This is a genomic window from Sphingopyxis sp. GW821-FHT10B01 (assembly GCF_059415685.1).
In genome coordinates, this window is sequence record NZ_JBWKNS010000001.1 from 498055 (window position 1) to 512507 (window position 14453).

Annotated in this window: 12 protein-coding genes; 7 read left to right on the forward strand and 5 right to left on the reverse strand. The window is 65.1% G+C overall.

All coding sequences use genetic code 11. From position 1 onward, the window contains the following. Window positions 1-20: 20 nt before the first annotated feature. Window positions 21-284: a hypothetical protein gene (locus AC07NV_RS02165; protein WP_495164693.1), complete on the forward strand. Its 264-nt coding sequence runs from the start codon at window positions 21-23 to the stop codon at window positions 282-284. Here the strand turns inward: AC07NV_RS02165 and AC07NV_RS02170 are convergent. Next, window positions 268-1041: a CDP-alcohol phosphatidyltransferase family protein gene (locus tag AC07NV_RS02170; RefSeq protein ID WP_495164694.1), complete on the reverse strand. Its 774-nt coding sequence runs from the start codon at window positions 1039-1041 to the stop codon at window positions 268-270. The genes AC07NV_RS02165 and AC07NV_RS02170 overlap by 17 nt on opposite strands. A gap of 1 nt (window position 1042) precedes the next feature. Next, on the reverse strand, window positions 1043-1777 hold the full coding sequence (locus AC07NV_RS02175; protein ID WP_495164695.1) for a phosphatidylserine decarboxylase: 735 nt from the start codon (window positions 1775-1777) through the stop codon (window positions 1043-1045). Between the two features lie 136 nt (window positions 1778-1913). On the opposite strand from AC07NV_RS02175, the gene AC07NV_RS02180 reads away from it, so the two are divergent. The 3 genes from AC07NV_RS02180 (at window position 1914) to AC07NV_RS02190 (ending at window position 5642) form a co-directional block, all read left to right on the forward strand. Next, a complete protein-coding gene (locus AC07NV_RS02180) occupies window positions 1914-3128 on the forward strand; it encodes an NADP-dependent isocitrate dehydrogenase (protein ID WP_495164696.1) in 1215 nt (404 codons plus the stop codon). Window positions 3129-3200: 72 nt separating this feature from the next. Next, window positions 3201-3734, forward strand: coding sequence for a hypothetical protein (locus AC07NV_RS02185; protein ID WP_495164697.1), 534 nt, complete (start codon window positions 3201-3203; stop codon window positions 3732-3734). A gap of 123 nt (window positions 3735-3857) precedes the next feature. Further along, on the forward strand, window positions 3858-5642 hold the full coding sequence (locus AC07NV_RS02190; protein ID WP_495164698.1) for a cation:proton antiporter domain-containing protein: 1785 nt from the start codon (window positions 3858-3860) through the stop codon (window positions 5640-5642). Here the strand turns inward: AC07NV_RS02190 and AC07NV_RS02195 are convergent. Next, window positions 5639-8581, reverse strand: a complete 2943-nt coding sequence (locus tag AC07NV_RS02195; RefSeq protein WP_495164699.1) for a M16 family metallopeptidase — start codon at window positions 8579-8581, stop codon at window positions 5639-5641. The genes AC07NV_RS02190 and AC07NV_RS02195 overlap by 4 nt on opposite strands. A gap of 84 nt (window positions 8582-8665) precedes the next feature. Here AC07NV_RS02195 and AC07NV_RS02200 point away from each other — a divergent pair, with 84 nt between their 5' ends. Then, the gene (locus tag AC07NV_RS02200) at window positions 8666-9523 is read left to right on the forward strand and encodes a carbon-nitrogen hydrolase family protein (protein WP_495164700.1); all 858 of its coding nucleotides are present in this window, start codon (window positions 8666-8668) and stop codon (window positions 9521-9523) included. 111 nt (window positions 9524-9634) lie between these two features. On the opposite strand, the gene AC07NV_RS02205 is transcribed toward AC07NV_RS02200, so the two are convergent. Both AC07NV_RS02205 and AC07NV_RS02210 read right to left on the reverse strand, forming a co-directional pair. Further along, the gene (locus AC07NV_RS02205) at window positions 9635-9865 is read right to left on the reverse strand and encodes a hypothetical protein (protein WP_231732538.1); all 231 of its coding nucleotides are present in this window, start codon (window positions 9863-9865) and stop codon (window positions 9635-9637) included. Between the two features lie 171 nt (window positions 9866-10036). Further along, window positions 10037-10825 (reverse strand): NUDIX hydrolase, encoded by a 789-nt coding sequence (locus AC07NV_RS02210; RefSeq protein ID WP_495164701.1) that lies wholly within the window; start codon window positions 10823-10825, stop codon window positions 10037-10039. A 102-nt stretch (window positions 10826-10927) separates the two neighbouring features. On the opposite strand from AC07NV_RS02210, the gene AC07NV_RS02215 reads away from it, so the two are divergent. Then, complete coding sequence (locus tag AC07NV_RS02215) at window positions 10928-11554, forward strand: DUF4126 domain-containing protein (RefSeq protein ID WP_495164702.1); 627 nt, start codon at window positions 10928-10930, stop codon at window positions 11552-11554. Window positions 11555-11624: 70 nt separating this feature from the next. Continuing rightward, window positions 11625-14453, forward strand: a complete 2829-nt coding sequence (locus AC07NV_RS02220; RefSeq protein WP_495164703.1) for an autotransporter family protein — start codon at window positions 11625-11627, stop codon at window positions 14451-14453.

Below are 14453 nucleotides of genomic sequence, written 5' to 3' on the forward strand. Positions count from 1 at the left end.
ACGAAAGCCGAAAGGACAAGATGATGGTTCAGATCGCAGCCGCTCTCCTTTTCACCCTCGCCGCCGGACTCGGCGTCACAGTGATTCTGGCCATGCTGAAATCGAACGAGACTGCGATTCTCTCGGCACTCCTTGGCGAAGGCGCTTTCCCCGTCGCCATGACATCGCAAGCCGGCCCCGCTCCGCAGAAGATGACGTTGCGCCGTTCGCCGACGCGCCACGATGCGCCGCGCCCTGTCCGCGCTGCGGCGCGCATGCAGCCGGCGCTTAGCCGCGCCGCCTGACCTTCGCATAGCTCGCAAGGCCGAAAGGCAGTGCAATTACATATAAGATACACACGGCGAGCAGAGTCAGCCAGGGCGCGGTGACGAGCGCTGCGCCGAACAGCCCCACGCCAGCCAATGCAAAGAGGCGCCACGAACGGCGCAGGCGGATCGACGACCAGCTGTACGTCGGGATCGCCGAAATCATCAGCATCGCAACACCGAGCGCCCAGGGCATGACGACATACCATTGGCGGAACAGGTCGTCCCCGGTCACCAGCCACAGATAGACTGGGACAAACGACAGCCCTGCCCCGGCCGGCGCCGGAATGCCGGTCATGAAGCCCGCCGACTTGTGCGGCTGAAAATCGGCATCCATGCGCGAATTGAAGCGCGCGAGGCGCAGTGCACAGCAGACCGCAAGTGCCAGCGCGGCGGTCCAGCCGAATTTGGGGGCGTCGGCCAGCGACCAGAGAAAGAGGATCATCGCCGGCGCGACGCCGAAAGCGATCACGTCGGACAGCGAATCGAGCTCGGCGCCGAATTTGCTCTGTGCGCGGAGCAAGCGCGCGATGCGCCCGTCCATGCCGTCGAGCACCCCGGCGACGATGATCATCGTCACCGCCGCAGCCCATTCCGCGCCGATCGCGAAACGGACGCCGGTCAGCCCCGAGCATAGCGCGAGGATGGTAATCGCATTGGGCGCAAAGGCGCGCAGGCTGACCCCGGCAATGCGGCGCCCCGCCGCGTCGGGAATGACCTGCTCGTCCTCGATCATCCTATTGCCCGATGCCGTCGATCGTCTCGGCGGTGCCAATCCGTGCGACGACTGTCTCACCCGCCAGCGTACGCTGACCAAGCAGGACCTGCGGCGTCGTTCCCGCCGGCAGATAAACGTCAACGCGGCTGCCGAAACGGATCAGGCCCACGCGCTGGCCGGTGGCAAGCTCGTTGCCCATCGTGACGAAGGGCATGATGCGCCGCGCGACGAGACCGGCGATCTGGGTAAAACCGATACGCACGCCGTCGGCGCGCTCGACGACGAAATGCTGGCGCTCATTCTCTTCGCTCGCCTTGTCGAGATCGGCGTTCAGGAACTTACCGGGGATATAGACGAGCTTGCGGAGCGTTCCGGCGACCGGTGTGCGATTGATGTGGACGTCGAACACGCTCATGAAAATCGACACGCGCAGCATCGGCGCCGCGCCCAGCCCGTCGGGGCCGGAGATTTCAGGCGGCGGCGGCACTTCGGCGATCTGGGTGACGAGCCCGTCGGCGGGCGCGATGATGACATCGTTCCCCACCGGGGTCACGCGCACCGGATCGCGGAAGAAGGCGCCGACCCACAGGGTCACGCCGAGCATCAGCCAGCCGATGATTTCCCAGCCGAGCAGCCAGAAACAGAGAGTCACGATACCGGCGATCAAAAGGAATTTGCGGCCTTCGGGATGGATCGACGGCCAGTGCCATTTGATACCGCCGCCGGGGCGGTTCGAGGATATGATATTGGACATGGGCGTTCTTCTAGGGGGCCGCTTCTATACTGACAATGGATAAGCTGCCCGGCCAGTTCCACCGGCAGTTGAACATTGGCTCGGCTTTGCCTAAGGCCCTCGCAACTCCGACTCCCCAAGGAAAAAGGCTGAAAGCATGGGCAAGATCAAGGTAGCCAACCCGGTCGTCGAACTCGACGGCGACGAAATGACCCGGATCATCTGGCAGTGGATCCGCGAGCGGCTGATCCTTCCCTATCTCGACATCGATCTCCATTATTACGATCTCAGCATCGAGATGCGCGACCAGACCGACGACAAGATCACGGTCGACGCCGCCAACGCGATCAAGAAGCATGGCGTCGGCGTGAAGTGCGCGACGATCACCCCCGACGAAGAACGCGTCGTGGAATTCGGCCTGAAAAAGATGTGGAAGTCGCCGAACGGCACGATCCGCAACATCCTGGGCGGCGTCGTCTTCCGCGAACCGATCGTGATGAAGAATGTCCCGCGCCTCGTTCCCGGCTGGACCGACCCGATCGTCGTCGGCCGTCACGCGTTCGGCGACCAGTATCGCGCGACCGACTTCCGCGTCCCCGGCCCCGGCAAGCTTCGCCTCGTGTTCGAAGGCGAAGACGGCACGCTGATCGACGAAGAAGTGTTCCAGTTCCCGTCGTCGGGCGTCGCGATGGCGATGTACAATCTCGACGATTCGATCCGCGATTTCGCGCGCGCCAGCCTGAACTATGGCCTCGCCCGCCAGTGGCCGGTGTATCTGTCGACGAAGAACACGATCCTCAAGGCGTATGACGGCCGCTTCAAGGATATCTTCGAAGAGGTGTTCAACGCCGAATTCAAGGCACAGTTCGACGAAATCGGCATCGTGTACGAACACCGCCTGATCGACGACATGGTCGCATCGGCGCTCAAATGGAGCGGCAAGTTCGTCTGGGCCTGCAAGAACTACGACGGGGACGTCCAGTCGGACACCGTCGCGCAGGGCTTTGGCTCGCTCGGCCTGATGACCAGCGTGCTGATGACCCCCGACGGCCAGACGGTGGAATCGGAAGCGGCACACGGCACTGTCACGCGTCACTATCGCATGCACCAGCAGGGCAAGGCGACATCGACCAATCCGATCGCGTCGATCTTTGCGTGGACCGGCGGTCTCAAGCATCGCGGCAAGCTCGATGACAATGCCGAGCTGATCAAGTTCGCCGACGACCTCGAAAAGGTCTGCGTTGCGACGGTCGAGAGCGGCAAGATGACCAAGGATCTGGCGCTGCTGATCGGTCCCGATCAGAACTGGCTGACCACCGAAGGTTTCTTCGAGGCCATCGTCGAAAATCTCGAAAAGAAGATGGGCGCCTGAGGAACCCGAAGCCATTACGGGCGTAATCGCCCGTAATGGCGTGTCGATGCGTTCGGTCAGGGAGCCAAGCCGATGGTGTATAATATTCTGTTGAGCTTGGCCCTGATGACCACGACGGCCCCCGCTTCCGCGCCGCTCGAATGCATCTATGCCGCAACGCCAGCGGTCGATCGCCAAGCCATCGGCGGCCTGTCCGCGCGAGGTGGCGGTCAGCGGACGCAGACGGAAACCGACGCAATCAATCGCCTTCAAGCCAATGACCAGGCTTGCACGAAAACCCATAAATGGCCGGCTGCCCGAACAAAGGCGGCACTGGATTATGCGCGCGCGCTTTTCCTTCGCGATTTTGGCAGGACGGGCCTGACCGCCCGGAAATTGCCCCCGGCCATCGCCGACAATATCTATGCCAAAATGACCCCGGCGATGCGCACGGCCTTGCTCGCCGGTTCGCTCGACCCCGCGGTCAACGGCATCATGATAAACGAGTTCAAGCGGGCCGGATTGAAGCCGGGCCAGGTGACCCGCGACGACACGCGCCTTATCGGCAATATCCTTGCCGCCATGGCCAGCGCAGACAAGGCTCAAGCGACCTTCACGGCGTCATAAGCGATTGCGCGATCGTCCGCTGATATCCGCATCGCACATGCACTGGCAATTTTTGCAATAAAGCAACGAAACATTCTGTCGGGACTCTAGCCAAGCGCCCGTGCCCTCGCTTAAGGTCGGGCCATGGTGACCGAAAACGAAACGTCGGCCATCGGCAATGCGCTGGTGGTACTGGGTGCCGCAGGCATCGTGATCCCTGCCTTCGCGCGCTTTCGCCTGCCGCCGGTGATCGGCTTCATTCTCGTCGGCCTGCTTGTCGGGCCATCGGGGCTCGGTGCGCTCGCGGGTGACTATCCGTGGCTGAAGCACATCACGATCGCGTCGACCGAGGATATCGCGCTCTTTGCCGAATTCGGCATCATCCTGCTGCTCTTCTCGATCGGGCTCGAGCTGTCGTTCCGCCGCCTGTGGCAACTCAGGAAACTGGTGTTCGGTATCGGCGCGGCAGAGCTGCTGCTCGGCGGACTGATCCTGGGGATCGCGTTGAAACTGATCGGCGGATATTCGACCCCTGCGGCCTTCGGGCTCGGCATTGCGCTCGCCCTCTCGTCCACCGCGCTGGTTCTCCCGATCGCGGGGACAAAATCGGCGGTCGGCCGTGCTTCTTTCTCGATGCTGCTGTTCGAGGATCTCGCCCTCGTCCCGATCATCTTCATCCTCGCTGCGCTATCCCCTGCGGCGTCCGGAGACAGCGCCGAACTGTTGCTGACAACGCTGTGGCAGGGCGCCGTGGTCGTCGCTGCGCTCGCAATCGGCGGGTGGTTCCTGTTGCCGAGGATTTTCGCGCAGGCTGCGCGCGCAAAGGACCCCGAACTCTTCCTCGCCGCCAGCCTGCTGGTGGTGATCGTTGCGGCGCTGGCGACCGCTGCCGTCGGCCTGTCGCCGATCGTCGGCGCATTACTCGCGGGCCTGATGATTGCCGAGACCGAATATCATAACGAAGTCGAGGCGATCACCGCACCGTTCAAGGGCCTCGCGCTCGGGGTCTTCCTGATCAGCGTCGGCATGGGGCTCAACCTCAAGACGATCGCCGAACAGTGGCCGCAGTTGATCGTCGCAGTCGTCGGCGTCGTTGCGATCAAGGCGGTCGTTACCGCCGCGCTGCTGCGCTTTTCGAATGTCGCGCGCCGCGGGACGGCGGCAGAGGTCGGCCTGCTGATGTCGAGTCCGTCCGAAACGACGTTGATCGTCCTCGCCACCGCACTCCAGGCTCAGATCATCAGCCGCAATACGGCAGAATTCTGGCAGCTCGTCACGGCAATCGGCCTGACCATTACCCCCTTGCTCGCGCGCATCGGCCACGACATCGCGCGGCGAATCGAGATGCGAACCGGCGACGCGCAAAGCGACGACACACCCGAAGGCCGTACCGTCGTCGTCGGCTTCGGCCGCGTGGGGCATACCGTCGCCGAACTGCTGCGCGAACATGGCCGGCCCTATATTGCGGTCGATGCCGATATCGACACCGTCGCGGCGGCGCGACGCGACGGGTTCATCGTCCGTTTCGCCGACGTCGCCCGCCCCGGCGCGCTCGACAAGCTGGGGATCGAAACCGCGAACGCCATCGTCTTGACGATGGACGACCCGGTGCAACAATTGCGGATGACACGCCAGCTGCGCCAGAAATATCCCGACTTGCCGATCATCAGCCGCGCCCGCGACGCCGATCATGCCGCCACACTCTATCAGGCGGGCGCGAGCGATGCTGTTCCCGAAACGCTCGAAAGCTCGCTGCAACTCGCCGAGGCGGTGCTGATCGATCTGGGCGTCGCGATGGGGCCGGTGATCGCATCGATCCACGATGTGCGCGCAAAGATGCGCCACGACATCATGACCAAGGGCCAACTCGAACGCGAGCCGCGTATCCGCCGGACCCGACGCCCGACGCAGGGCAGCGAGACGGTTTAGCGTCCGCCGGATGCCGGTTCGGGGGCCGCTGCAGCTCCCAGCGCGGACGCATCGGCCAGCGTCATCCCTTTCGGCAGGATCGCCAGCGACCATTGCCGCGCGGGCGTCAGATACTGGCGTGCCAGCCGCTGTACGTCGGCGGCGGTGACCCCGGAAATATCATCCTGAATCGACAGCGCGGCGGCGGCAACGCGCGGGTCGCGGGTCGCACCTTCGAGCAGGAACATCCAATAGACATTGCCCGTCGAGGCGCGTGCGACCTGCTCGCGGATGGGCCCCGCATTGCGCGTCAGTTCGTCGGCGGTGACCGGCTTTGCCACGAGGTCGGCGGCGATGTCTCTGGCGATCCCGTAAAAACGGTCGAGATCCTTGGGCGCGAGCAGGCTGCCCACCAGCAGATAACCGCCGCTGTCAAAACCCGTCGGCCAATGGCTGTCGACGACCGGGCCATAGCTGGCCCCCTGTTCGGCGCGGAGACGATCGAACAAGCGGTCGTTGAAGATCGCCGCCAGCACTTCGAGCCCGCGCGCGTCGCGCGGACTGGTGAGGCCGCCGGCGGTCGGCCAGGCGGTCATCGCCGCCGCCTGCCCCTGATCGCCACGGTGGTAGGCGATTTCGGGTACGGCGACATGTTTGGCAAAATCGACGCGCTGGCCGCTGGGCGGGGCCAAGGTCGCGCGCGGCGGCAGCGCGCCGAGCGTTTCGGCGAGGACCTTCCGGTAGTCGATGGATTCAAGATCGCCGAAAATCTGTACCTCGATCGGTCCGCTGGCGAGCCGCGGTTCCCAGAAGGCGCGAAAAGCGGCCGGGGTCAGTGCTTCGATCTGCGCCTTGTCCGGCGGCGCCCAGCGCGCGTCATTGTTGGTCAGCCAGCCGCGCAAATTGCGGTCGAGCACCGCGTTGGGGGTCGCGTCGTTGAGGTCATATCCGGTCAGATAACCGATACGCAGCCGCTCGACCGGCGCCGGATCCCAACGCGGCTGGGCCAGCTTTCCGGCGATCAATCGCATCTGGTCGGCAAGGTCGGCGGGTCTGCTTTCCGCCGACAGTTCGAACGCATCGTCGTCAATGGCGAAACTCATCTGAATCTGCCGCCCGTTGGTCAGCTGATCGATCTCGTTCTGACCCCACGGGCCGATACCGCTGGCGACGAGCGCATAATCGCCCGTCCACAGCAGGTTCGGGGCGTCGGCGGCAACGCTGCGGTTGCCCGTCCCGAAACGCACGTTGATCCGCACCTTGCCCGGCTCAACCTTGTTGTTCGAAACCAGCGCGGTCACGCCGTTGGCGAATTCGATCCGTTCGGCGCGCAGGCCCAGAATGTTGCTCGTCGACGTGATCGTCCCCGGCGGGCCGAAGGCCGGAAGCTGCTTGAAGTCGGCCTTCACAGTCGCGAGCCGGTCGTCGCGCGCGGTAACCGGCGCCTTGAGCGCGGCGAGTACCGCGGCATCGCCGCCTGCTGCAGTCGGGGTCGTCAGCACGACGCGCGTCACCGGCGCGGCAAAGATCGCCTTGCTGATGTCGAGCATCACCTTCGGTGTCGCCGAGGCGCGGATCGCCTTGAACATGTCGACCTGCCCCTGCGGGCTGGTTACCGTTTCGCCGATGTCGACCGCGCGCACCATATCGTCGGCCAGCCGCGCGCCCGGTTCGTTGCGCGCATTTTCCAGTTCCTTGACGAGGAACGCCTGAATCTCGTTCGCTTCGCGGTCGATGTCCGCCTGCGACGGCGGGGTGCGGACCGCGTCGGCGATCACGCCACGAACATCGGCAAGCGCGGCCTTCCAATCGCTGAGCGGCACGATCGATGCCATCGTCACGTCGGCGCTGCGGCTGACATATTGCTGTTCGACCGTCGCGACGAGATAGCTTCCGCCGCTGCGCGCCCGGTTTTCAAGCCGGCGATTGACCAGCGCCTGCGCGATGAACTCCAGATAGAGGCGCCGGGTATTTTCGACCGTATCGATCCGTTTTTTCCAAGGACGCACCATCGCCAGCGTCAGCGCGAGCGGCTGGTTCGCCTCGACGATCTCGCGCGCGGCGGGCGCTTTGGGATCGGGTTTGCCGAAATCGGGGTTGGCCGGGTTCGGACCGTCGGCGCGCCAATCGCCATAATATTTCGCGACCAACCGGGCCAGTTCCGCCGGATCGGCATCGCCGACGATGACGACAACGGCGCGGTCGGGGCGATACCAGCGATTGTGAAAGGCGGTGACCGATGTCGCGCTCGCCTTGCCCAGCGAGGCGGTCGTGCCGATCGGCGAGCGGTCGCCGAGCAACTGCCCGGCGAACAGATGTGCGTTGGTCGCATCGCCGATCCGTTTTTGCGGGCCGTCCGATTCGCGCAGTTCGGACATCACGACCCCGCGCTCGGCGGCGACCGCCAGTTCCGAAATACGGGGTTCGCGAACCATCCCCGACAGCAATTTCATGCTCTCGTCGAGATTGGCCGGAGTCACGCTCGGCAGGTCGAGCTGATATACCGTCTGGGTGGGCGTCGTCTGCGCATTCGAATCGCTGCCGAACGTCACCCCGAATCGCTGCCATATGCGTTTGGCTTCGCCGTCGGGAATATGCTCCGATCCGCGAAAGGTCAGATGCTCGAGCAAATGGGCATAGCCGCGCTCTTCGTTCGTTTCGAACATCGAGCCGACGTCCATCCGCACCCGGATCGACACCTGCCCCGGGGGCACGCCATTGTTGCGCACCGCATAGCGCACGCCGTTGGGGAGGACCCCGAACTGCCACGCGGTATCGCGCGGAATGTCGCTGCCGACATAGAGCCAGTCACCACTCTTTGCCTGTGTGCCCGTGGCGGTCGCCGATGCGCCGCCCTGCGCGCTGGCGAGCGGGCCAGTCAGCAACAGCGCGGCAGCAGCGCCGGCAAAAAGGAAGGATCGGGTCAAACGAAGCGGCTTGCGCGCGGGAGAATTGAACATTGCTCCACCTTATCGCCTTCAAACCTTGCTGGCCACTGAACTGTCATGCTTGTCCTGCGGCCGCGACGGCCTTAGCCAGATGCGATGGACAACCAACCTGCCCCGCGCGCCGCGCTGATCCAGATGACGAGCGGCATCGACCCCGCGGCCAATCTGGCGACCATCGACCGCGCGATGGGGGAAGCCGCCGCGGGCGGTGCCGCCATGGCCTTCCTCCCCGAAATGTCGCTGCTGCTCGATCGCGACCGGGCGCGCTCGGCAGCGCATATCGTACGCGAAGCCGACAGTCCTTGGCCCGCTGCGTTGCAGGCGATGGCACGAAAACACGGGATATGGCTGCATTCGGGCTCGATGCCCCTGCTCGCCAACGACGGCGAACGGCGCGTCAACCGCAGCCATGTGATCGCGGCCGATGGCAGCATCCGCGCCCGCTATGACAAGATTCATATGTTCGACGTCACCCTGCCCTCGGGCGAGAATTGGCAGGAATCGGCCGCCTATGCCGGCGGCGACGCGCTTGCCGTCGTCGACACGCCGCTGGGGCAATTGGGGCTCAGCGTCTGTTACGACCTGCGCTTCCCCGAACTGTATCGCGCGCTGGTTGACCGGGGCGCGACATTGATCGCGATCCCTGCCGCCTTCACCGTCTCGACGGGCGAAGCGCATTGGCACGTCCTGATGCGCGCACGCGGAATCGAAACCGGCTGCCATATCGTTGCGGCGGCACAGTGCGGCACGCATGCCGACGGCCGGCAGACCTATGGGCATAGCATCGCCGTCGACCCATGGGGCACGGTTCTGGCGGACGCGGGCGTTACGGACGGTGTGGGCGCGGAGAGCTATGCCTTGGCCTTCTCCGCGATCGATGAGATCGCGGTCGACCGCGCCCGTCAAGCAATCCCGCTTGCACGATCGCGCGCGATTCGGAACATCGTGCTTTAGGGTCCAGCTACGACGAAACTGGGCCGCGAACGCTCATTCAAAATGCCAGAATACACAAAGGGCCCCGAGCGAAGCTCGGAGCCCTTTGGTAACTGTATCGATCAGCCGAAATTACGGGCTGGTCGGCTTGTCGTCGTCGTTGTCCGACGCGATGATGATGCCGCCAACGACAGCAACGAGAGCGAGGACAGCGATGATCCAGCTCGTGCTGCCTTCGAGTTCGCTCTGGCCGTCAACGGCCGAAGCGGCGCGTGCTGCGGGAGCAGCCGAAGCGGCAACCGGCGCCGCGATCATCGAGGTCGCTGCGAGAGAGATCGCAGCCTTCTTAAGCAGGTTCATCATTTTCTCCGTCCACTGGATTACTTTTGTCGAATCACACCGGCGAAATTTCCCCGGTCTGCTTCTGCAAGGCCCTATTAGGGGCTGCTTTCAGCAATTGCAACGACGTTCTGCCCTAGGCCGCCAAATCTTAGTAAATTGCTAAATAGGGAAAAAGTTATTCGTTCGAACCGGTCATCCGCGGCGCACATTGTCCAAGCATTCGCTTGTCACAGGATAGCCTAGATGCCCGGGAATGCACAGATGAGCCTGCCCCTCGCGCTTCTCGATCCACGGCGTGATCAATTCGACCGGAAACTGATTGGAATGTGCTGAAAACCCCGAAAAATCCGCCGCGATGGCAAGGCGCTCCAGATTGCGGCGGGTCGGGAAAATCACGGATACGTCACCGCGGTCGGCCATCGCCAGCGTGTCCTTCGCGCTCGCCCAGAAAATATGGCTGTGCTCGGCCTCTTCAACGGTCAGCTCGTGCCCGTGCGGCGGGGCAGCAACGGCATAGAATCGTGTATCGAATGTGCGCGCCTCTTTGAAATTGGGGCACCACCGCGCGAAGGGCACGAATGATTCCAGCGCGATTCGGTCGCCGCGCGCCGCCAATATGTCGGAGAGCAGGGTTCCGGCGAGTAGCGCCTGCCGCGCCTCCGCCACGTCGCTCTCTGCCAGGGCAGGCCAGCCAACAGCCAGCCCCGTTTCCTCGAGCGTCTCGCGCAGCGCCGCGACCCGCGCCGCGCCGTCGGCTTCATCGGCCCCAAAGCCGTGCTGACGTGCCACCAGATAATCGTCGGGGTCGACGCGCCCCCCCGGGAACACCACCGCACCGGCGGCGAAGGCCATGGTCGTCGATCGCTTGACCATCAAAATCTCGTCGGGGCCGCCGCTTTCCGACGGGCGCATGATGACGAGCGTCGCGGCAGGGATGGCCCCATCGGGCAAGGCCGCGGGCGGCGGAACAGCATTGGTCATGACCATGGCGATAACCGCGCCGCACCGCCTTGTCATCTCGCCATTGCGGGCGCCCGCCCGCAGGTGCAGGATGCCGGCGCTGAACAGGGTGGGAGCAGGACTTTGGGAATCGTCGAGATTTTGGGCGTCGCCGGCAGTCTGAGCCTCCTCGCCGGCTGGCGGCTCTACCTCACCATATTGGCAACGGGGACCGCGATGCATTTCGGCTGGCTTCCGCTGCCCGAGCATCTTGCGGCGCTGCAGGTGCTGGCCAATCCTTGGGTTCTGGGGGTCGCCGCGGTCGGCACCCTCGCCGAATTTCTGGCCGACAAGATCGCGTGGGTCGATTCGATCTGGGACACGATTCACAGCATCGTCCGCCCGCTCGGCGGCGCCCTGCTTGCGCTGGCGCTGGTCGATTCGTCGGACCCCGCGTGGCAAGTCATCGCATTCCTGCTCGGCGGCGGCGGCGCCTTGCTAAGCCATGGTGCAAAGGCGACGACGCGCGCGGTCGTCAATATCAGTCCCGAACCGTTCAGCAACGCGGCGGTTTCAACGGGCGAAGATGTCGCGACCGGGGGATTGCTTGCGCTCGCTATCGCCTACCCGCCGCTCGCAATCGTGATCGCAGTCCTGCTCGCGATCGCAGCGGTCATCGTCATCATCGCGCTGCGCCGGCTGCTGCGCAATATCAAGGCGACGTTGAAGCGCGCGCTCGGCGACGAACCGCCAGCGTCAGTCGATGCTTAGGAATTTGGCAACATCCAGTTTATAGATTGAACCGGCAGGGGGGCGCCAACCCGAAAGGGAGTGACGTTCTGTGCCCTCAAAATCCGCACCAAAATCCGGGCTCAAGTCTATCGGCCTCGCCCGGAGCAGACAGCATCTGCTCCTGTCGACCGTCGCCGGCCTCGCTTTGGGGCAGGCCACCCCTGCTTTCGCCCAATGCGTTTTCACACCGACCGCGGGTGACGACACGCATGTATGCAGCAGCGGAACCTCGACCGGCGGGCTGAACGATCCGGGCGGGAACAACCAGCTCACCCTTCCCGCCGGCGGGACCGGAATCATCGCCGGTAATGTGACCTTCGGCGCCGGTGCCGACGGGATCACGATCGATTCGGGCCGCATCAATGGCTCGGTCGATCAGGGCAATGGCGCCGACCGTTTCGCGATCGGCGCCGGCACTGTCACCGGCCAGGTCCAGCAGGGCGAAGGCATCGACGATTTCGTCATGACCGGCGGCGAGATCAACGTGCTCAACCAGGGGGGCGCGCTCGACACTTTCTTCATGTCGGGCGGCCGCATCGTCGATGCATTCGACGACGGCGATGTCGCTCGCATGACCGGGGGCCGCATCGGCCGCGTCAACATGAAGCTCGCCGACAATCTCTTCGACATGTCGGGGGGCACAATCGACCGCAATCTCGTCACCGGGTTCGGCAACGACACGATCATCCTGTCGGGGGGCACGATTGGCGGCAATATCAGCGTATCGGGCGGCACCGACAGCGTGACGATCACCGGCGGTGCAGTTGACGGCGACGTGCTGATGAGCGTCGGCACCGACAATTTCACGTGGGACGGCGGCGGGATCGTGCACGGCACGATCGATATGGGCGGCGACAATGACAGCGCGCGGCTCGCCGATCTGACCAATGCCCATCTTGGCCGGTCGCCGCGGATTACCGGCGGCGAAGGCATCGATATGCTCGTCTTCGACAATGTGACGACCAGCGGCATCACACGCTTCGACGGCTGGGAAAATATATCGGCGACGGACGATAGCGAGCTGACCTTCGACGGCTTCCTGACGCTGGGCGATGCGGGCACCGGCACAGGCAGCTTCAGCCTCGATGCGTCGAGTACGATTTTCGGCGGCGGCCTCCAGGGCGGCATCACCGCCTTTACCGCCGGCCAGCGCGCGACGCTGATCAACGCGGGACGAATCGACCTGACCAACGGCGGCAACAGACCGGGCGACAGCTTTACCGTGCGCGGCAATTATATCGGCGACGGCGGCCTGCTCCTGCTCGATACCGTGCTCGGAAACGATACGTCGCTGTCCGACAAGCTCGTGATCGATGGCGGATTGGCATCGGGCACGACCGGCATCACCGTACTGAACGCAGGCGGCAGCGGCGCCGCGACGGTCCAGAACGGCATCCTCGTCGTCGAGGCAATCGGCGGCGCCACCACCGCGAGCGGTGCCTTTGCCCTCACCAGCCGCGTCGCGGTCGGTGCCTATGAATATTTCCTGTTCCGCGGCGGCACGTCCACCGGCACGGCGGAGAACTGGTATCTCCGCTCGACGCTGCCGCCCCCGCCCGAACCCGCAGCCCCGCCGCCACCCGAACCCGCGCCCGCGCCGCCGGTCCTGACCCCGCCGCCCGCCCCTGCGCCCGAGCCCGTTCCGCCCGAGCCGCCGGCTCCGCCGCCGCCGCCCGTGCCCGATCCGCCGCCGCCCCCGCCCGAGCCGACGCCGGCCAATCCCGATCCGGTCGACCCGGCGCCCCCCGTGACCGTGACCGATCCGCCGCCGCCGCCGACCCCGGCACCCCCGCCGGCGCCCGCACCCGAAGCGCCGCCCGCGCCGCCCGAACCGCCGACCGAGCCCGCACCGGTCCCCTCGCCCGATCCCCAGGTCGTGGTCGAGCCGCCGACGCCGGGCGCGACGCCGGCCGTCGCCGAGGCCGGCGAGGGTGTTCCGCTCTATCGTCCCGAGGTCGCGGCCTTTGTCGCCGCCGTGCCGGTCGCGCATCACCTCGCCGCGGCCACGCTCGGCACCTTCCACGAACGCCGCGGCGAGCAGGCGCTTCTGCGCGGCGGCGGCGTGCTCCCGTCGACATGGGGCCGGATCTTCGCCGAGAACAGCAAGATCAAATGGAGCGGCGACGTCGCCCCTTCGCTCGACGGCGACCTCTCCGGCTTCCAGATCGGTCAGGATTTCGCCGGCTGGGGCGAAGATCGCGGCACCGACATTCGCCTTGGCGCCTTCGTCGGGCGCGCGTCGACCGACGGCACCGTCCGTGGCGGCGCGATCGGCTGGAACGACCTGACGGTCGGCCAGATCGACATCAAAGCAACAAGCCTAGCCGGCTATGCGACGCTGGTCGGCGAAAGCGGCTGGTATGTCGATGCCGTGGTGATGCGCAGCTGGTTCGACGGCAACACCGCCGCAACCACCGGCGAGGCGATCGACGTGCACGGGACCGGCTGGGCCGCCTCGCTCGAAGCCGGCTATCCGGTCGCGCTGTCGGCCCGCTGGACGCTCGAACCGCAAGCGCAGATCGTGTGGCAGCGGATCAAGCTCGATGACCGCGCCGATTCTTTCTCGACCATCGATTTCGCCGCGGGCGATTCACTCACCGGGCGCGCCGGGCTTCGCCTGCAGGGTGAATATGGCGGCCTTCAGCCCTATCTCCACGCTAGCCTTTGGCACGGGTTTTCGGGCGACCAGACGACGCGCTTCAGCACAAACCCGATCCGCACCGACCTTGGCCGCACCGAGGCCGAAGTCGGCGCCGGGCTGATCGCGCGCTTTGGCGACAGCGTCGCGGTCCATGTGAAGGGCGACTATGCCTTCGACGCCGACGGCCCGCGCAGCCGGCGCTACGGCGGCACCGTCGGGGTGACGATCCGCTGGTAG

Excerpts from the sequence above, each read along its gene's own strand:
- AC07NV_RS02165 (WP_495164693.1), top strand. The coding sequence starts at position 21 with ATGATGGTTCAGATCGCAGCCGCTCTCCTTTTCACCCTCGCCGCCGGA.
- AC07NV_RS02180 (WP_495164696.1), top strand. The coding sequence starts at position 1,914 with ATGGGCAAGATCAAGGTAGCCAACCCGGTCGTCGAACTCGACGGCGAC.
- AC07NV_RS02190 (WP_495164698.1), top strand. The coding sequence starts at position 3,858 with ATGGTGACCGAAAACGAAACGTCGGCCATCGGCAATGCGCTGGTGGTA.
- AC07NV_RS02185 (WP_495164697.1), top strand. The coding sequence starts at position 3,201 with ATGGTGTATAATATTCTGTTGAGCTTGGCCCTGATGACCACGACGGCC.
- AC07NV_RS02175 (WP_495164695.1), bottom strand. The coding sequence starts at position 1,777 with ATGTCCAATATCATATCCTCGAACCGCCCCGGCGGCGGTATCAAATGG.
- AC07NV_RS02195 (WP_495164699.1), bottom strand. The coding sequence starts at position 8,581 with ATGTTCAATTCTCCCGCGCGCAAGCCGCTTCGTTTGACCCGATCCTTC.
- AC07NV_RS02205 (WP_231732538.1), bottom strand. The coding sequence starts at position 9,865 with ATGATGAACCTGCTTAAGAAGGCTGCGATCTCTCTCGCAGCGACCTCG.
- AC07NV_RS02210 (WP_495164701.1), bottom strand. The coding sequence starts at position 10,825 with ATGACCAATGCTGTTCCGCCGCCCGCGGCCTTGCCCGATGGGGCCATC.
- AC07NV_RS02170 (WP_495164694.1), bottom strand. The coding sequence starts at position 1,041 with ATGATCGAGGACGAGCAGGTCATTCCCGACGCGGCGGGGCGCCGCATT.
- AC07NV_RS02200 (WP_495164700.1), top strand. The coding sequence starts at position 8,666 with ATGGACAACCAACCTGCCCCGCGCGCCGCGCTGATCCAGATGACGAGC.